The organism is Candidatus Micrarchaeota archaeon (assembly GCA_028866575.1).
Taxonomy (GTDB): Archaea; Micrarchaeota; Micrarchaeia; order Micrarchaeales; family Micrarchaeaceae; genus UBA12276.
Genome location: JAGWHU010000003.1, coordinates 94,265 through 111,629, shown reverse-complemented (window position 1 = coordinate 111,629; position 17,365 = coordinate 94,265). Strand labels below are relative to the sequence as shown.

The following is a 17,365-nucleotide window of genomic DNA, read 5'->3' as shown; positions in this document are numbered from 1 at the left end:
CTTACCCATAGAATACTTTATCGACTATATAGAAGTCGTACCCCCTATTGAACCCGAGTTTCTTCATCATCTTCAATGTCCTGCTGTTGTTTGTGCGCACAAGGCCCTGTGCATACACCACCCCGAGTTTCTTCAGCCTTTTGCTTGCGCCGTTTATCAATGCTGTCGCTATGCCCTTCCTCCTGTGCATAGGATCCACAACCATGCTGTCAAGCAGCGACCAGCGCTTGTAGTGCACGTAGCACAGGAGAAATCCAACGACTTTCCTGTTTTCTTCCGCAACGAGCAGCAGGTCGTCGCCCTTTGATTTGAGCCACACATTCAATGCAATCTTCGGGTACCACCTGCCAAGCGAGGAAGACTGCAGCTCCCTTGCCTTTACGGCCATTTTATATACTGCGTTTATGTCGCTTTTCCGCATATTCCTTATTTTTAGCGCCACGGAAATCATCCCATCAGCATAAGTATCGTTGCTTCAGCCTTTGGCTATTCCAAACCATTTTAAGCTTTCTATTCTATAAATATAACTGGCAATACTTATTTATTGGCTTTAGTGTGGTGGTAAGATTCCAAAGGTATACAAGACGAACAACAAGCTTGTCGTATCGATACCGTATGACGTGATAGATTCGCTTGGCATAAAGGACGGCGACGACCTTGATTTCCTGAAATACGGCGAGAGCACGTTCCTGGTAGCAAAGAAGATGGACATCGTAAAGCTGCTTTCCAAGAACACTCCGGACGAGGCGAAGCCTGCGGGAAAGGCCTATGTGCCGCGAAGCACTGGAAGGGCCGCGCATCTTGAGCCGCAGGAGCTTGCGGTGCTCAAGAAGCTTGACACGCTGAAATACAACGACAGGACGAGCGTAAAGGTCGCGCCGATGCTCAACAGCTCCGAAAAGGAGACATTGCAGGCACTGATAAACAGGAGCATAGTGGTGCCGTTCAGGAAAGGGAGCGAGAAGGAAGTAAGGTACAGCATACAGAAGAGCGTCTACGATGCGTTTTTGTACAGGAAGAAGCAGGAGCAGCAGCCTGCCGCTTCGCAGCAGGTGCAGAAAGCGAGGCCGCAGCTTTCCTCCAGGCAGCCAAAGGCATGGGAGCAGAAAATAGGCGGCGACAACGACGTTTACATAGAGACGCTGGAGTCAAAGGGCTTTGTAGTCCTTGGGAACGAGGCCGAGGCAGCGATAGTTTCCGCCTCTTTGGAGGACAGCATAAGGCAGGGGCTCATCCTAGGAACCAGGGCCTTCAACAAGAAGTTCTACATAGGCCTGCGCGGCTTCATAAACAAGAATGCGCCGAAGATACTGAAGCTGATAGAGCAGAGGAGCGTGGACATAGAGGAGATAGCCAAGAGCGTCGGCCTTGAAGAGGACGGGGTAAGGACCATACTCTACGTCCTGTCGGAGAGCGGTGACGTGACTGAGGTAAGGAAGGACGTTTTCAGGGCGGCCTAGCCGAACGTGAACGTGTACAGCCTGAATCCCTTGCTTGCGTCTATTTCAATCGTGTGCCATCCTGCCGATGGCGCTGATACAATGTTGTAAAGCCTTGACGAGTTTACCGCTGCGATTGCCGTGCCGTTCGATAAATGCACGTCCGCACCGAGGTAATCCTGCTGCTCGCTGCTGCCGTCCACCTTTACGCCTATCATCGTGGACGAATTTCCATCAGCGACTATATTCAGTTTCTTTGCATAGTAGACCAGGAATACCTTTGAGCCGTTCCCTCCTGCAATCATGGAGTCCGGCGCATTGTACCAGTTACCCGAAAAGTACACCGTGTTGTTCTTCGATATGGCCGTGAATGAATAGTTCACGGTCCTGTTCGGGGCGAATCCCTGGCCGTTTCCTATCGGCGCCCTGGCCCTGGAATAGCCGACGTATATTTCAGGCGTGCCTATCTGCGAGAAGTTTACTCCGAGAGGTACGCTGGTGAGGTTTTGCTGTATCTTGTATCCCGCATTCTGCAACAGCTCCCTTATTACTGCTTCCGTCTGGTTGTAGTTGCCCTCTCCGAAAACGACGTACCTTACGTTGCCGTTCCTGTCTATCAGGTAATCTGCTGGCCAGTACTGGTTCCCATATGCGTCCCATGTGGAATAATTGTTGTCCAGCGCGACAGGATACCTTACGCCGAACCTCTGCACAGCGGAATAAACGTTGCTGTAGTTGTGCTCGAACTGGAACTCAGGGGTATGCACCCCTATTATGACAAGGCCGTTTGCGCCGTATGCGCCGTACCATGCGTTGAGGTGGGGTATGGAGCGTATGCAGTTTATGCAGGAATACGTCCAGAAATCAACCAGCACAACCTTGCCCTTGAGCTGGGATATGTTTATCGGCCCGGAATTTATCCAGCCGGATATCCCTTGCAGGTTCGGTGCCGGGCCGTAATTTGTCAGATTCGCCGCTGAGATGTTTTTAGGGGAGGAATTTGCGAGGTTTTTGTTGAATGCGAATGTTGAGAATGCAGCAACGAGCACCAATGCTGCTATGATGCCGAACACGATAACATATATGTTGGTTTTTATTTTCTCACCGTTTCGGATGCTGTACCTGCCATATAGGAGAAATATGCCGGAAGAAGCGGCAGTATGCACGGGGAAAGGAATGTAAGCACTCCGGCAACAATCGCGAGCAGGAAATTGAGCTGGTTGCTGAGGGACATCGGGCCGTTTGGACCCACAAGGAATACAGAGATCAGGCCTATATAACCAGTGATTACGAGGATGCCTAGCGCCATCAGGAAAAGGCCGCTTATGATGCTGAAGTACTTCAGGAAGAGTCGTATTCTTTTGAGGAAGCCTGACAATTTGGATATGAAGGCCCCGAATATAAGGAATGGTATTCCTAGCCCGATGGAGTATGCGAGCAGAAGCAGGAAACTCAGGCCCGGGGATGATGCGGCCAATGCGTATATGGAGCCGAGTATGGCGCCGACGCACGGCGTCCACCCCAGCGCGAACGCAATCCCGAATACTATCGACGTCAGGTAGCTGTTGCTGAATCTCCTCACGCTGATTTTATGCTCTGCCGAAAAGAAGGGTATTATGTACCGCGTAGAGGCTATCATCAATATCCCGAAGAATATTATCACCGCGCCGCCTATGTCCCTGACTACGTACATCGCTGTGTGCCCCACATGCAGCAAAATCGTCTGGAACAGTATGCCGATGATTGAAAAGACGATAGTAAAGCCAAGGACGAAGAACACGGAGTTGAGGAATATTATATCCTGTTTGCGCATTTGGATCACATGCATTGCATCGCATCCGTTGGGCTGCCGGCCGTAGGATTTTCACCCATTGAGCCTCGCACGGTTATTGCGCGTTGAGGCCGGGAATCAATAAAGGAAATGGTCCGCCACGAGTATGGCTATGGTGAATATTATGACTATCGCAAGCAGCAGCTTCGGGTTTACCTTCGGCCCTTTGGTCGGTGCGTCGTAGAAGCTCTGTATGCCCGCGGAGCTTTGGGGCGTGTACAAGTCTGCCATCAAATCATTATACTATTTTATGCAAGACTTTAATATCTTTTCTGCTCATATAGAAAAGTGATTCGGTGGCCTACGACAGCTATTACAGGAAGGACAAGGCGGAGAACAAGGAGGAAAGGAAGGATGAAGAGGTAACGATAAGCATCGAGAGCCCGCTGATGTTCTGGGTAGGCCTTCTCCTAATAGCAGCTTTGCTGCAGCTCGTGATACTGCCTTTTGCAAGCCACTACGGACGCGTGCTGTTCAAGGGAGTACTGGAGGACTTCGCAAACTACCTCATATACATACCGGGGATAGTCGTAATGCCGCTGGTCATATCGCTTTGGGTCGGGGACAGGGTAAGCTACATACGCAAGGGGTCGCAGGTGCTCGCCTACAAGGGGCTCCTGAACGCGCTTTACACCTCGCTGGTATACTCGATATCCATATTCATAATCTACATACTGATGAGGTTCTCCAACGGCGGCGTGCTCGCTAACCTGAGCGTGGTCACGTTCTCCGAGTACCTCATAGTCATACCCTTCGCGATAAACATGATAGTCATACCGATATTCGCGATCCTCTCGGCTGAAAGGAGGCACGGATAGTCATCTTGCAGCGCTGACTATCCTTATCACGTCGTTGTGCTTGAGCTCGTAGTCCTTGCCAAGGCGCATCTTGCTCCTCGCATCGACCGCATACAGCATATTCTTGGCTATGTCGGTGTGTATCCTAGCAGCGAGGTCCAGGGCGGTTGAGCCCTTCCTCATCAGGAGCGCATCCGGCAGCACGTTCCCGAAATGGTCCGTATATTTGTTTTCATCCTCTACGGGATATACGACTATGTCATCGAGCAGATTGAACACGACGTGGTTGACGAGCCCCTGAGCGCTTGCATCGCTTTTCCTTATGAAGTCCTGCATGTAGCCCAGTGCGTCGGTTTGCTCCTTTGTCATGCTTGGACTGAGTATTTTTATTTCCTTTGAGCCCGGGGCTCGCTCTATCATGTGCTGCTTCTCCGCCTTCCTCAATGCGAGCTCTATCGCGGCTGAAACTGCGACCACATTGGCCTCCCCGAAGCTCGATTTCAGTATGCTTACCTCCCCCTCCGAGCCCTTTACGTCGCACTTGTTTGCGACTATCAGCATGGGCTTGCTTATTTCAAGGAGCTTGTCGGCGAATTTCTTCGTGTCTTCGTCGCTCCATGAAATCCTTGCATCTGCGATACCGTTTGACTCTATGGCGAATTTTATCTCGTCCCTGTTGACCTTCAGACCGGTGAGCGCCTCGGAAAGCGCATTTATCCCGTCCTGTCTCCTCGAAATCTGCGGCATGTGCCTTTTCACTATCGATGCAATCCAGTCAGCGATCTCCCCCTTGACCATTCTTATTTCCGGCGATGCGTCGCACGACTCGCACGGGTTACCGCCTGGATCCGTTTTGCCGCTCGCATCAACCACGAGCATCAGCGCGTCGGAGGCCGCAAGGTCGTTGAGGAACTGGTTGCCCATGCCCTTGCCTAGGTGGGCGCCCTCTACGAGCCCAGCTACATCGACCACGTTAACAGGTATGTGCCTTATGCCGTTCTGGCACAGGGAGTTCCTTGCGCCGCACCTTGTCCCTAGCTCAGTTTCCGGGCACTTGCTCGTGGCGTATGTTATCCCCTTGTTGGGATCTATTGTGGTGAACGGGTAATCCGCTATGCCCACGTCGTTAAGCGTGAGCGCGGAAAACAGCGTGCTTTTGCCCTTGTTCGGGGCGCCTACTATTCCTATGAGCATCGGATCACCTGGCTAGTCGAACAGCTTTATCCTTATCACTTTCTTCTCCCTTGCCTCCCTGAGCGAATAGTACACGACTATCAGGGAGAGTATCATTATCACGCCAACTACAAGCGCTATCTTCGGCATTCCGGTGAAGAACACAAGTATCGCTATTATGCCTATGATCGGGAGGTAGGGATACAGCGGCATCTTGAACGGAGCATTGCTCCCTATCCTCCTGAAATGTATCACGTCGAACCCTATAAGCAGGTAATCGAACATGAGGCCGAAGTTGGCTATCGAGGCGATTATGTATATGTTGCCTGAGAAGAGCATCGCCACACCTATTATTGCGGATACTATGATGCCGTTAGTTGCGATGTCGTTCTTTTTGTCGTATTTCCTCAGGAATTTCGGAAGCAGCCTGTCGGTGCTCATCTGGTACAGCGACCTCGATGAGCTGAGTATCATTGCTATGGTTGCCGATGCTGTGGCCACTAGCGCGCCTATGTCGACTACGCTGAACAGCCATACAGGGGCGCCGGTGCTCTTGAGCGCGAACGACAGCGGATCAGCTGCTATCTTGTAGGAAGCTGCAGGCATCATCAGCAATAGCGCGAACACGACGAGCGCATACACTATTATGCTTATTATCACCGCGGCTATTATCGCCTTCACGTAACCGGATGAGCCGTTCTTTATCTTGTCCGTTATCGTGGATATGGACTGGAACCCTGAATACGCGAAGAACACCACAACGCTTGCGGCGAATATCCCGGCGGCACCGCCCCTTGATATGTCAAAGCTGAAGTTGGACGGCCCTATGTGCACCCTTGTCGCGGCCATGAATATCGCGAACCCTATGAATATGAGGAGTATTGTTATCTTTATTATCACGAGCCCGAAGTCCGTCTGCGCCGCCTTCTTGACGCCGAGCATGTTGACCAGCGATAGGACAGCTATGAGTATTATCGCGAATGGTATGGAATATGCAGCTATCGGGATTCCTAGAAAGCTTGACAGATAGGATCCGAACCCGAGCGATATCGCAGATATGGACGTCGCAAGCGCCATGTAGCGCAGCATCCCGGTTATGAAACCGAGCTGGCTTCCTAGGGCGTTGTACGTATATGAATAGGATGCGCCCTTTACGTAGGGCATGAGCGAGCCGAGCTCCCCCAGCTCCAGGGCGACTATGAACGCAACGATTCCGACTATGACAAATGCTATCAGCGCGTCGGCCCCGGCAAGCGCGACGGCGGTGCCGCTCAGGACGTATATCCCAGCGCCTATTATCGCGCCTAGGCCCACAGCTGTTGCAACTGCGACACTGACCTTGTTTTTATCATCGCCTGCCATCAAAATACCGATTGTTTATTATACCAATGCCAAACTTTATATAAAAGTTAAAGTATATTAATAGGTTCATCGCAGGGATCGCGGAGCATGGTCAAACGCGCAAGGTTCAGGGCCTTGTCCCTTAGCGGGTTCGGGAGTTCAAATCTCCCTCCCTGCATAAAGCTAACTGTGCAGAGCTTGGGCTGCTCTCATTTCCTCCTTTTCTTCCTTGCCCTTATCGCCTTCTCGATCATGGATATCGCGGCCCTCTTGTCTGGAACCTCGAATATCGCAGTCCTGTACATTTCGTGGTTGAGCCTTATTGATATGCATTTCTCCGGGTTGTGCATCACGTAGAACACCCAGCCCCTTGAGGTTACGAACCTGCCGTCCCTCACCATACCGGGAATGGAGGTGCCGCCGACTTTTACGTAGGGTATGGGCTTGAACCAGCCGATGCTGCTTGAGGACACAGAAGTCACGTGCTTCAGCGGAATTTTTATTATGCGCTTTATCGCGAATATCTCGTCGATACCCTCAACCTCGAAAACAAGATTGTCGTTCCTTATGGATAATTTCCCCGCCAATTATTCACCATCACTCTATCCTGAAGCTCCCTGCAGGAAGGCACCTCATCACCGAGTCTATGTCCATGTAGCCCAATTTGGCGGCTATCTTCTTGGCGGCCTCGGATTTCCTGTAGTTGCCCTGCGTTACCTTCGCGTGCGTTACCTTATCTTTGCCCAGCCTTTTAAATGTTAACTCAGGCACCGCATGCATGCGCTCGCCTTCCACGAAAAGAACGAGCGACAGCTGGACCCCCCTGTACCAGTCGCGCTCCCCGCTGAGAAGGAAGCTCCCTGTGCCAAGGGATCCCTTGCTGCTCGACTTGCTCACCTGCTCGCGCCTCATCGCATATACATCAGCGGTGCGCATCCCGTCCCTCCATGCGCTTGAATATGATGCGGCGAACTGCGCGGCCTCCTCCCTGACCTGCCTGTCTGAGGCTGCCCCGCCCTTGAGTATTACGACATCGGCCCCGAAGACATCCGCATGGAAGAACAGGTCCTTCTCCTCGAAATGCTTGGAGTTCAGCGCCTCGTTCTGGTGGGCGTCCCTTCCGCCTATCGCAAGCATGCCGCTGCTGGTGAAGAACCAGTGGAACTTCTCGTACCACTCCCTCTTTACCACTTTCAGTACCAGGCGCTCCTGCCTTTTCTTGGATGAGTCGGACCTTGCGGCCGAGAGTTTCTCCTGGAGCTCTACTATAGCCTTCTCCGCGCCCTCCTTCTTCAGCGCAAGCTTCTTGGACCTCTTGTAGTATTCGTTCGCGTTCTCCTGTGCGGACTTGGTGAAATCAATTTCTATCTCCATGACTATATAAGTGACAGCGATCCGGTTATTATTATCGATATTGCAAGCGCAAGCACGAAGCCCATTGCGCCTATGAGCAGTATGCCGAATATTATCAGCTTTGCTGCCTTGTTGAACTCGTCCCTGTTGGGCTTGTAGCTTACGCTCATCACGTGCTTGGAATTGCCTATGAACTTCCTGAAGGATCCAGCTATGTCAAGATTCATTTCAAACACTCAAACATATGTTTAATAGCTTAAGATAAATAATAGGAAGGGATATTTATATTGCTTTTTGTTCGTGGTGCCCATGAATGAATACGAAGGCATACTCATACATTTCGGCGAGATATGGCTCAAGGGGAGGAACAGGAGCTCGTTCGTAAATAGTCTTTACGACAACGTAAGGCTAGCCCTGAGCGGCGAGAGCTATTCGGAGCTCAGGCACATGAGGGACAGGTTCTTCCTGGTCTTCGATAGTAGTTCCGACCGGAAATCGATAGAGGGAAAGCTATCAATGGTTTTCGGCATAAGCAGGTTCTCCCCTGTCATAACGTGCGGCAACGACCTCGATTCCATGGTCGATGCGGCAAACAGGATGCTGAAAAGGGCGGACAAGGTAAGGATAGTGCCGCACAGGTCGGTGAAGAGCCTGAGCTTCGATTCCTCCGATGTGGTAAGCCATTTCATAAAAAACACCAAGAGACTAAAATTCAAGATAGACAAGGATGCGAGGAAGGACCTCTACATAAATGCAACGAAGAATGTCGCATTCCTTTACACCGAAAGGATCGGCGGAGCTAACGGGCTCCCGGTCGGGTCGTCGGGCAGCGCGGTAGTCCTATTTTCAGGGGGCATAGACTCTCCGGTGGCATCCTTCTACGCGATGAAGAGGGGCCTCAGGCCGATATATATGCACGTGCACGCATTCCCGGACAACGGCGACGAGAGGCTATCGAAAATAAAGAGCCTAGGCAGGATACTTTCATCCTATTCGAATGATTACAAGCTCTGCCTGATGCCAGGGCACGTGTTCCAGTCTGCTGCCCTGAAGACACCTAGGAAATACGAGCTTGTCCTATTCAAGCTGTTCCTGTACAGGATTGCGGAGGAGATAGCGAAGAAGGAGGGAGCCGGATGCATCGTAAGCGGGGAGAGCCTGGGCCAGGTCGCGTCCCAAACTGTCGGAAACCTCACATCGTCGCAGTACGGCATAAAGCGCCTCATAATCAGGCCGCTCATAGGATTCGACAAGCAGGAGATAATAAACGTAGCAAAGAGGATAGGCACCTACGAGGAATCGATAAAAAAATACAAGGACGTGTGCTCAATAGCTGCAAGGAGCCCAGCAACCAGCAGCGAATACCTGAAGATAAGGGAGCTTTGGAAAAAGGCATCGATGGATTCAGCGGTTAGGATGACGCTCAGGAAAATGTCAGTCTCTGGATGACACGGCAGATTCTATTTCCCCTTCCACTCCCCTATGGCCCTTTTCATTACTACGAACTCGCCAAGATGGTAAGCGGTATGGTCCGCGACAAGCATTATCTCCCTTGCGATGCTCTGGCCTGTCCCGTGCGGAATCTTGGCGTAAAGATCAATTTTCGGATTGCGCACTATCCCCTGCAGTCTTTCCGAATCGCTGTTGAATGAGGCTATGGAATCGCCCCAGTCCCTTTTCGTTGCCATTGAACCTTTTCTTGGCCAGTAGTCCTTCGGCCAGCCAAGATACCTGTACCTTGGGTTCTCTATGAAATCGAGTATGTCATTCTGCGTTATCCTCATGTGCTCCAGCAGGTGCCAGAAGGAGTAGGGGACGTTGGGAAGCGTCGAGTTTATGTGCTTGGCGGGAAAGCCCCTTACCGCGTCGTTGAACCTTATGTGCGCATTGCCTCCCTTAAGGAGCGACAGCAGCTGCTCGCGCACTATTTTATCGCCATCCATTGGGTCACAATTGGATTGCTCGTTGAATTAATTTTAACCTATGCATGCGATTCGTTTCATCCCTTTATTCGCTCGAGGACCTTTTCCGGGTTCATGTCTATGGAATACCTTTTCGAGAAATATGATAGCATGTTTTTCACGTCCCTCTCCAGGAACGGCTGCGCGTTCGGGTGCTTGAGTATGACAGCCTGGCCGAAATCTATCATATGCGGCTCGCCCTCATGCACAAGTATGTTGTACTCGCTCAGATCCGCATGCACAAGCCCTGCCCTGTACAGCTTCCTTGCCTGATCTATCACTATGTCAAGGAACGCCCCGGGGTTGTCCAGGAATGCGTCCTTCAGCTGCGGTGCTGGTACGCCGTCGTCATTTCCTATGAACTCCATTGCAAGTATGCTTCCGTTCGCCATGTACGGCCTAGGTGACGGTATCCCTGCCGATTTCGCTATCCGGAGGTTGCCCATCTCCTTCATGCACCAGGCCTTGACTATGTTCCTTTTCGTGAGCCTGATCTTGGAGAACCTCGGGTCGCCCACTATGTAATTCTGCATGTTGAAGAACGAGGTGGTTTCCACCCTGAAGAATTTGATGGCTATGAATTTCGAGCCGCTTACGATATCCGAGGTCCCGGGCTGCGCGACGTACACGTTTGCCTCCTTGCCCTTCGCTATCATGAAGTCGAGCTTCCCTATTATGCCCTTGTTGTAGAACTTGCTCAGGTATACCATCGTCTTAGTATCGAATATTCCGGAGTCTATCTTGTTCTGCTCCTTGAGCGTGTAGAAATCCCTGCTGGGTTCCTTCCTCCTCGATACTCTCCTTGCCATATGACTACCTCTTGGCCCGTTTCGGCCTTCAGCGCGACCTCATAACATCTTTTAAGCTTTTCCTTATAAATATTAATGGAATCACGGGTTTGGGGCTGCCTGCCTGTTTCCGCCTAATAATTCAATAATATCGCTTACTGGTCTTAATGAAGAATATATACGAAAGCAAGCACTACAAGCTATACATAATCGTACCAGTAGCCATGCTTCTAATCAGTTTGTACTTTATCTCGCACATACAGCTCGACTCATCCCTCAAGGGAGGGGTCAGCGTGCAGCTGGTCACCAATTCCACGATAAACATAAGGTCCCTGACATCCATGGTCGACTCCAAGATACCCGGGGCGCAGGCCAGCGTGTCCAGGTCTCCCGGGGGCATATCCATAACAATGGCTGAGAACAGCAGCATAGCTGCGGGGGAAGCTGATCTCCTGGCGTTCTACAGCGCATACGGCAATTACACCTCTGCAACGTTCAACATATCCGCATACCAGACAGAGCTTAACACGCAGCCGGACAACTCCACAATACAGACGCTCCTGGCCGATTCCAGGATTGAGCAGCAGAAGTCCATAACCTCTTTCACTGCATCGCTCTCAAGCGAGCTTTCCAGCCTGAGGCCGTTCATAGGCAACGTAAGCTACAATTCAACTGATTATGCATCCATGACTAACGTCGCAAAGGGAAGCTACTCCAACGCATCGATCGTCTACCAGAACAGGATAATATCCACGCTCAAGTCCATACTACCGTTTTCCTCTTATTCGTACAACCAGGTAACGCCCACGCTCGGTGCATTCTTCCTTAACCAGATGAAGACGATAATAATAGTCGCGTTCATACTTGTTGCGATAGCCGTTTTCGCCGTATTCCGCACCCCGATACCAGCTTTTGCGGTTGTCTTCGGGGCCGCAAACGACATAATAGTCGCACTGGGCGCAATGGGGCTTTTCGGGATACCCCTCGGCATAGCATCGGTAGGCGGTCTTCTCATGCTTCTCGGCTATTCCATAGACACGGACATGCTTTCCGGCATAAGGGTGCTGAAGAGGAGCGAGGGCACATCCGCGGAAAGGGCGTTCTCGTCCTTCAAGACCGGATCCACGATGACCATAACCGCAATAATATCCTTCGGCATACTGCTGGCGGTGTCGTATTACGCGTTCATACCAACATACCTTGAAATATCCGGAGTAGTGCTAGTAGGTCTGATAGGAGACCTCATAACAACATGGATGGCGAACATGCCGATGATATTGTGGTACAAGCAGAGGAAGGAGGTGCACAACAAATGAGCGAGGGCCACAGCATAAAGGGCTACCTTAAGGACAGGCGCATATGGCCACTCATAATAATAGTCGTGGCCTTGGTTGTGCTCGACCTGCACTACGGGATACACTTCGGCATAGAGTTCATAGGCGGCACCCAGATACCCATAACCCTGGAGCATCCGGTAAACGTAACGGCGATGAGCGCGCTGATATCTGCGCTGCAGCAGCGAGTTTCGACTTTCGGGCTCAAGCAGGTCACCGTGGAGGGCGTCGGGGACTCCCACGTCTATTTGATAATACCGTCAGTCTCGCCCGCAGAGATAAACCAGACGATAAACATCATACAGAGCCAGGGCAAGTTCGAGGGGATTGTAAACGGCAGGGAGGCGATAAACGGCAGCGACATACTCAAGGGCAGCATAGGCCAGCTTTCCCCGCAGCAGACGAGCAACAATACGGTAACGTGGACGGTAACGTTCTTCGTGACGCAGGCCGCTTCGGTGAAGTTCGCAAGGACGGTTTTCGGCCAGTCAAACAAGCCTCTGTACATGTTCCTTGACAGGCCCAGCTCCACTGTGGTGCTCATGAATTATTCCGACCTGGGAAACACCACTGCAGGGCTAACCGCGCCAGAATCGCTCGCTGCGATGCAATCTGCCCTGAACTCCGGGAACCAGTCTATACCTGTCATTGGCGTCACGAATTCCAATTCAAGCATACGCAGCGCAGAGAATTTCCTTGCAGCTAACAACGGCAGGTACAAGACGGTCATAGCAAGCTCAAATCTGCAGGGCTCGCTGATAGGCTTCGCAATAGCGAACAACTATACGGTAAGGCTGGAGAGCAAGAAGAACATGACTCCGCAGTACACGAGGATATCCATCAACAGCAGCATAGTCCAGTCCTGGCCTGTTGTCGGGCTCCTTTCGGCCCCGCTGCTCAATCCATCCATAACCAACGGCACGACCAGCCAGAGCTACCAGATATCAGGGGTTTCCCCGCAGTCATCGCCGCAGAACGAGATGAAGTACGCCCAGAACCAGACTAAGACCATAGCCAGCATACTCAACGGCGGCGCTCTACCTGTCGCCATAATAGCAGGGACTCCAACAACGATACCGGCTACCCTTGGCCAGCGATTCCTGTACATAAGCGGCATAACCGGGCTAATCGCCGTTGCGTTCGTCTCCCTTTTCATAGTGTTCAGGTACAGGCGCATATTCCTCATAGCACCGATACTCATAACAACGGTAATGGAGCTTTTCATCATAATATCTATCATAGGCCTCGTCGGCACCATAGACCTGTCTGCGGTCGCAGGGATGATAGCGGTCGTTGGTACGGGGGTAGATGCCCAGATAATCATAACCGACGAGATGCTCGGCGAGAAGGGGGAGAACGCCTCAGCAAAGGTCGTTCTCGGCAACGCGTTCTACATAATATGGGCGGATGCGGCGCTGCTGGTCATAGCGATGCTTCCGCTGTTCTTCTCAACTTCTTTGGTAACAGTTGTAGGGTTCTCCGAATCCACCATAATAGGCGCGCTCCTCGGCGTGCTCGTGACGAGGCCGGCATACAGCGCGATACTGAGCAGGCACTACTCATAGGTGCACTGCATAGAATTGCGAACAAATAAATTCCTTGAAAACAATTAATGTAAGGTTCCTTTGGTGCTTTTACGACAATATACTGCCCGCTTTGCAACAACTCAAGCGACGAGATAAGGTTCATAGGCAATTTCTGCGAGCTTTGCGTAATCAAGAAACTGGAGAAGAGGGTTCCTGAAGAAGTTTCCATATACCAGTGCAGGTTCTGCAGGCGGATAAAGGAGGGCAAGACCTTCTCGAGGATGAGCAACGCATCGCTTTCGAGGGCGGTGAAGGTGGGGCACAGGCTGCAGTGCGAGGTCAAGGTGATAGGACACACAGGAAAGGAGATCGATGCGGTTTTCGTATTCGAGGTTGATGGCGAGAGGGTGAGCTTCCCGAGGAGGCTGCAGTACAAGGTGCTGCACGAGACATGCCAGCGCTGCTACAGGATAAGCTCAGGGTATTACGAAGCGGTAATACAGCTGAGGGGGGACATGTACAGGATAAACAACCTCATAGCAAAGGTGACCAAGTACGTGCAGAGGCGCGGTGGCTTCATAGCAAAGATAGAGGACGTAAATGAGGGCAGGGACGTTTACGTGAGCGACAAGCTCATGATGAACGAGTTCTTCAAGGACTACGGCCTCAAGCCTACAAGGTCGTTCAGGCTCTACGGGATGAAGCGCGGAAAGAAGCTGTACAGGAACACGTATTCGCTGCATCTGGATGCAGTTGTGCCATACAACAAGTTCATGAAGTGAGCGTACGAATGCAGCAATGCATTTATTGTATGAACAGGCACACGTGATTCCGGCAAGGTATAAATAGGCTCTGGTAGGAACCTTTAGGGTATAGGCTCATTTGGTGGGTAGAATGATGGAAAAGCTGAAGAACAACACCCTAGTGGTAATATTCTTTATAATATTCGTGGACCTGCTGGGCTTCGGCATACTCATACCGGTAATACCGCTTTTGCTCGCTGATCCGGCATCGCAGTACTTCCTGCTTTCCGGGGCCGGCTCGGTTGCAAGCGGATACATACTGCTTGGACTGCTTACGGCCATATACCCGCTCATGATGTTCCTGGCTGCGCCGATACTCGGGCAGCTTTCCGACAGGTTCGGGAGGAAGAAGCTGCTTGCGATCTCCGTTGCCGGGAGCGCGATAGCCTACATAATATTCGCCCTCGGGATACTCTTCAGGAACATACCAATGCTTTTCATATCCCGCGCATTTGACGGGATAACGGGCGGGAACATCGCCATCGCCCAGGCTTCCATAGCCGACGTGACGGAGCCCAAGGACAGGGCCAAGAACTTCGGCCTGATAGGCGCTGCGTTCGGCCTTGGGTTCATAATAGGGCCGTTCCTCGGGGGCGAGCTTTCCAATCCGGCACTGGTAAGCTGGTTCAGCGCATCCACGCCGTTTTACTTCGCCGCGATGCTCAGCTTCACCGAGCTAATGCTCATACTGCTCGTGCTTCCAGAAACGCTCAAGGAGAGGGCAAAGGCGCTGCATGTCAGCATGCTAAGATCGATAGAGAACATAATACAGGTATACAAGCACAAGAGCGTGCGCGCTGTCCTAAGCACCGTATTCCTGTTCCAGATGGGCTTCACCTTCTTCACCACCTTCATTGCGGTGTTCTACATAAACAAGTTCGGGTTCACGCAGGGCAGCATAGGCAACCTTTTCGCGTACATAGGCATATGGATAGCATTCACCCAGTTGTTCATAACAAGGAAACTCCCTGCTAACAGGGAATACCAGATATTGAGGATATCGCTAATAGCTACTGCGATCGCGCTCTTCCTTGTTGTGATCCCCACGGCACCGTGGCAGCTTCTAGTCATATACCCGATATTCGCGATATTCAACGGCATAACCCAGGCCTACCTCACAGGCCTGGTAAGCAGATCAGCGGACAGGTCCATACAGGGCCAGATACTTGGGATAAATTCAAGCGTGGCTGCGTTCGCGCAGATGATACCGCCGGTTATTGCGGGATTCATGGCGGCAGCATTTTCACCGGTGTTCCCGCTGTACATCGCATCAGGCATAGCGCTTGTTGCGGCCGCGGTATTCTGGATTTTCTGCAGGCCTGAGCATGCGGTAGTCGGGGAAACAGGAGATAACAGCGTGCATGAAGGCATGGCCCCGCACTGATCTTGCGGTTATTCCTTATCCTTTTTTTCGTCGGAGTCTGATTTCACCGACAGCTCGTCGTATTCCTTTTCCTGCTCCTCCTCCTTCTTCGCCTTGGGATAGTGCTTTGCGACGAGCTCCTCTATCTTCCTTTCCAGCACCTTCCGGTCCTCGCCTGTCATCTCGCCAAGGTCCTGCGCGAGCTGCTTGGTGTACCTCATTATGGTGTTGTAGCGGGATGCTTCTTCATGCATGCGCTGCTTCCCGCTTATGTACCTCTGCACGCCCCTCGCAGCCTCCATTATCGCGAGCTTTATCTCCTCCATTATCTCGTCTTCCTGTGATATGGATTCCTTTCCAACCCCGGAATACGGGATGTGCGCCGAGGAGACGTTTACCAGTATGCTCACAGGCTGGCTATCCAGGTCTATGTTGTACCTTTTCCACTGCACGTCCTTGGCTGCAACGGTTATAGCGCAGGAGCCGCTATCGAACAGCAGCGGCACCCTGTTGGAGAACCTCAGTATTGTGCCGGAATATCCCTCGGATGTCCTCTTGCCTGCGGTGCCGCCGAACGCAACTGCCGCTTCAACAACGAAAGGTATCCCGCCCTTGAAAACCGCGGGCTTCCTCTCAACTACGCTCATGTATTCCGGGTCAAGTATGTTCCTCAGTGCTATCCTTATCTGCTCCTCGCCTATCGGCTTGATCTGTGTTGCATCCGGGAACATCCACTTCACCTTCGCGAAAGCCTTTATCAGCTCCTCCGCGTCAGGCCAGGTGAGCGACCTGGGGTCCTTGTCGAAATCAACGCTTGCCGCTAGCTCCCTGAGCTCCCCGACCTTGTTTGGCGTGACCCTTGAGAACGTATCTACTAAGAACGATCCAACCTTCCTGCTTTCGCTGACCTGCGCGAACTCGAGCAGGTCGTTGACTGACAATCCGAGCGGGTGCGGCTTGGTGGGCTTCGGGCGCTCCGGCATCTTTTCTATGGCCCTCACGAACACGTTCTCCTTGCCCTCGGGATCCGTGTATTTTATCTCTATGTGGGGGTTGGAGAGGGCAGTCCTCCTTATGTACTCGTATATCCCGTGGTCCCCGTTCTCGTACTTCACCTCTGCGAATTCGCCCTCAACGTACAGGCCCCTGAAATCCTCGTCTATGGGTGCCATGTCGCTGACCACGGGCCTGTTCCTGACCGTGTCTATCGCTATGCTGCATGAATAGGCCTTCCCTGTGCCTGTTGAGGACTTAGCGAATATCTGCTTGCCCGTCGTTATCTGGGAGAACAGCGTGCACCCTGCTGCGCCTATGCCCTGCTGGCCGCGCTGCTGTATGTACCTGTGGAACTTTGTGCCTGCGAGTATCGTTGCAAGCGCCCTTCCTATGTAGTTCCTTGGTATCCCGGGGCCGTTGTCCGATACGGATATCCTGTACTTGTCCTCCGCCACCTGCTTCACCGAAACGCTCACAGAGGGCAGTATGTTGGCCTCTTCCGATGCGTCTATCGAGTTGGTCACCCATTCGTGGACAACAGTAACCAGCGATCGCACCTTCCCGGAATATCCCAGCATCTGCCTGTTCTTCTTGAAGAACTCCGCTATGGAATGCTCCTTGAATTCCTTGAATATGTCCTCTGCTTTCCTGGTCTCCATT

The 17,365-nt window shown here is 52.0% G+C and carries 18 protein-coding genes, 1 tRNA gene and 1 pseudogene; 8 read left to right on the top strand and 12 right to left on the bottom strand.

Annotation, left to right across the window (positions count from 1 at the left end; translation table 11 throughout):
- Window position 1: 1 nt before the first annotated feature.
- A complete protein-coding gene (locus KGI06_02655) occupies window positions 2-442 on the bottom strand; it encodes a GNAT family N-acetyltransferase (GenBank protein ID MDE1871117.1) in 441 nt (146 codons plus the stop codon).
- Between the two features lie 178 nt (window positions 443-620).
- Between KGI06_02655 and KGI06_02650 the strand changes: the two genes are divergently transcribed.
- Complete coding sequence (locus KGI06_02650) at window positions 621-1,460, top strand: hypothetical protein (GenBank protein MDE1871116.1); 840 nt, start codon at window positions 621-623, stop codon at window positions 1,458-1,460.
- 512 nt (window positions 1,461-1,972) lie between these two features.
- On the opposite strand, the pseudogene KGI06_02645 reads toward KGI06_02650, so the two are convergent.
- From KGI06_02645 to KGI06_02635, 3 genes and pseudogenes are all read right to left on the bottom strand, one after another.
- Window positions 1,973-2,617: pseudogene (locus tag KGI06_02645) on the bottom strand (thioredoxin family protein).
- Window positions 2,533-3,252, bottom strand: coding sequence for a cytochrome C biogenesis protein (locus KGI06_02640; protein MDE1871115.1), 720 nt, complete (start codon window positions 3,250-3,252; stop codon window positions 2,533-2,535). The pseudogene KGI06_02645 and the gene KGI06_02640 overlap by 85 nt, the downstream one beginning before the upstream one ends.
- Before the next feature lie 96 nt (window positions 3,253-3,348).
- The gene (locus KGI06_02635) at window positions 3,349-3,501 is read right to left on the bottom strand and encodes a preprotein translocase subunit Sec61beta (protein ID MDE1871114.1); all 153 of its coding nucleotides are present in this window, start codon (window positions 3,499-3,501) and stop codon (window positions 3,349-3,351) included.
- A gap of 65 nt (window positions 3,502-3,566) precedes the next feature.
- Here KGI06_02635 and KGI06_02630 point away from each other — a divergent pair, with 65 nt between their 5' ends.
- A complete protein-coding gene (locus tag KGI06_02630) occupies window positions 3,567-4,088 on the top strand; it encodes a hypothetical protein (protein ID MDE1871113.1) in 522 nt (173 codons plus the stop codon).
- Here the strand turns inward: KGI06_02630 and ychF are convergent, their stop codons facing one another.
- The gene (gene ychF / locus KGI06_02625; protein MDE1871112.1) at window positions 4,089-5,261 is read right to left on the bottom strand and encodes a YchF-related putative GTPase; all 1,173 of its coding nucleotides are present in this window, start codon (window positions 5,259-5,261) and stop codon (window positions 4,089-4,091) included. It abuts the gene before it with no gap.
- Window positions 5,262-5,273: 12 nt separating this feature from the next.
- Entirely contained in the window at window positions 5,274-6,602 is a 1,329-nt protein-coding gene (locus tag KGI06_02620; GenBank protein MDE1871111.1) for an amino acid permease, read from the bottom strand.
- Between the two features lie 71 nt (window positions 6,603-6,673).
- On the opposite strand from KGI06_02620, the gene KGI06_02615 reads away from it, so the two are divergent.
- A tRNA-Leu gene (locus KGI06_02615) sits at window positions 6,674-6,759 on the top strand.
- 31 nt (window positions 6,760-6,790) lie between these two features.
- Here KGI06_02615 and KGI06_02610 read toward each other — a convergent pair.
- The 3 genes from KGI06_02610 to KGI06_02600 are packed head-to-tail and all read right to left on the bottom strand — an operon-like array spanning window position 6,791 to window position 8,161.
- Window positions 6,791-7,168 (bottom strand): hypothetical protein, encoded by a 378-nt coding sequence (locus KGI06_02610; protein MDE1871110.1) that lies wholly within the window; start codon window positions 7,166-7,168, stop codon window positions 6,791-6,793.
- 10 nt (window positions 7,169-7,178) lie between these two features.
- Window positions 7,179-7,955: a DUF814 domain-containing protein gene (locus tag KGI06_02605; GenBank protein ID MDE1871109.1), complete on the bottom strand. Its 777-nt coding sequence runs from the start codon at window positions 7,953-7,955 to the stop codon at window positions 7,179-7,181.
- 2 nt (window positions 7,956-7,957) lie between these two features.
- Complete coding sequence (locus KGI06_02600) at window positions 7,958-8,161, bottom strand: protein translocase SEC61 complex subunit gamma (protein MDE1871108.1); 204 nt, start codon at window positions 8,159-8,161, stop codon at window positions 7,958-7,960.
- Window positions 8,162-8,243: 82 nt separating this feature from the next.
- On the opposite strand from KGI06_02600, the gene thiI reads away from it, so the two are divergent.
- Window positions 8,244-9,383, top strand: coding sequence for a tRNA 4-thiouridine(8) synthase ThiI (thiI, locus tag KGI06_02595; GenBank protein ID MDE1871107.1), 1,140 nt, complete (start codon window positions 8,244-8,246; stop codon window positions 9,381-9,383).
- Window positions 9,384-9,394: 11 nt separating this feature from the next.
- Here thiI and KGI06_02590 read toward each other — a convergent pair whose 3' ends face one another.
- Window positions 9,395-9,877: a DinB family protein gene (locus KGI06_02590; protein ID MDE1871106.1), complete on the bottom strand. Its 483-nt coding sequence runs from the start codon at window positions 9,875-9,877 to the stop codon at window positions 9,395-9,397.
- Window positions 9,878-9,933: 56 nt separating this feature from the next.
- Window positions 9,934-10,704, bottom strand: coding sequence for a serine protein kinase RIO (locus tag KGI06_02585; protein MDE1871105.1), 771 nt, complete (start codon window positions 10,702-10,704; stop codon window positions 9,934-9,936).
- A 146-nt stretch (window positions 10,705-10,850) separates the two neighbouring features.
- On the opposite strand from KGI06_02585, the gene KGI06_02580 reads away from it, so the two are divergent.
- From KGI06_02580 to KGI06_02565, 4 genes are all read left to right on the top strand, one after another.
- On the top strand, window positions 10,851-11,999 hold the full coding sequence (locus KGI06_02580; protein MDE1871104.1) for a hypothetical protein: 1,149 nt from the start codon (window positions 10,851-10,853) through the stop codon (window positions 11,997-11,999).
- Window positions 11,963-13,582: a hypothetical protein gene (locus KGI06_02575; GenBank protein ID MDE1871103.1), complete on the top strand. Its 1,620-nt coding sequence runs from the start codon at window positions 11,963-11,965 to the stop codon at window positions 13,580-13,582. The genes KGI06_02580 and KGI06_02575 overlap by 37 nt, the downstream gene beginning before the upstream one ends.
- A gap of 77 nt (window positions 13,583-13,659) precedes the next feature.
- A complete protein-coding gene (locus tag KGI06_02570) occupies window positions 13,660-14,325 on the top strand; it encodes a hypothetical protein (GenBank protein MDE1871102.1) in 666 nt (221 codons plus the stop codon).
- Window positions 14,326-14,437: 112 nt separating this feature from the next.
- On the top strand, window positions 14,438-15,730 hold the full coding sequence (locus KGI06_02565; protein ID MDE1871101.1) for an MFS transporter: 1,293 nt from the start codon (window positions 14,438-14,440) through the stop codon (window positions 15,728-15,730).
- Between the two features lie 8 nt (window positions 15,731-15,738).
- On the opposite strand, the gene top6B is transcribed toward KGI06_02565, so the two are convergent.
- Window positions 15,739-17,364, bottom strand: a complete 1,626-nt coding sequence (gene top6B, locus KGI06_02560; protein MDE1871100.1) for a DNA topoisomerase VI subunit B — start codon at window positions 17,362-17,364, stop codon at window positions 15,739-15,741.
- Window position 17,365: the final 1 nt, after the last annotated feature.

What these genes read in the sequence shown, in the direction of transcription:
- KGI06_02640 (MDE1871115.1), bottom strand. Translation starts at nt 3,252, where the DNA reads ATGCGCAAACAGGATATAATATTCCTCAACTCCGTGTTCTTCGTCCTT.
- KGI06_02635 (MDE1871114.1), bottom strand. Translation starts at nt 3,501, where the DNA reads ATGGCAGACTTGTACACGCCCCAAAGCTCCGCGGGCATACAGAGCTTC.
- ychF (MDE1871112.1), bottom strand. Translation starts at nt 5,261, where the DNA reads ATGCTCATAGGAATAGTAGGCGCCCCGAACAAGGGCAAAAGCACGCTG.
- KGI06_02620 (MDE1871111.1), bottom strand. Translation starts at nt 6,602, where the DNA reads ATGGCAGGCGATGATAAAAACAAGGTCAGTGTCGCAGTTGCAACAGCT.
- KGI06_02605 (MDE1871109.1), bottom strand. Translation starts at nt 7,955, where the DNA reads ATGGAGATAGAAATTGATTTCACCAAGTCCGCACAGGAGAACGCGAAC.
- KGI06_02600 (MDE1871108.1), bottom strand. Translation starts at nt 8,161, where the DNA reads ATGAATCTTGACATAGCTGGATCCTTCAGGAAGTTCATAGGCAATTCC.
- thiI (MDE1871107.1), top strand. Translation starts at nt 8,244, where the DNA reads ATGAATGAATACGAAGGCATACTCATACATTTCGGCGAGATATGGCTC.
- KGI06_02590 (MDE1871106.1), bottom strand. Translation starts at nt 9,877, where the DNA reads ATGGATGGCGATAAAATAGTGCGCGAGCAGCTGCTGTCGCTCCTTAAG.
- KGI06_02585 (MDE1871105.1), bottom strand. Translation starts at nt 10,704, where the DNA reads ATGGCAAGGAGAGTATCGAGGAGGAAGGAACCCAGCAGGGATTTCTAC.
- KGI06_02580 (MDE1871104.1), top strand. Translation starts at nt 10,851, where the DNA reads ATGAAGAATATATACGAAAGCAAGCACTACAAGCTATACATAATCGTA.
- KGI06_02565 (MDE1871101.1), top strand. Translation starts at nt 14,438, where the DNA reads ATGATGGAAAAGCTGAAGAACAACACCCTAGTGGTAATATTCTTTATA.
- top6B (MDE1871100.1), bottom strand. Translation starts at nt 17,364, where the DNA reads ATGGAGACCAGGAAAGCAGAGGACATATTCAAGGAATTCAAGGAGCAT.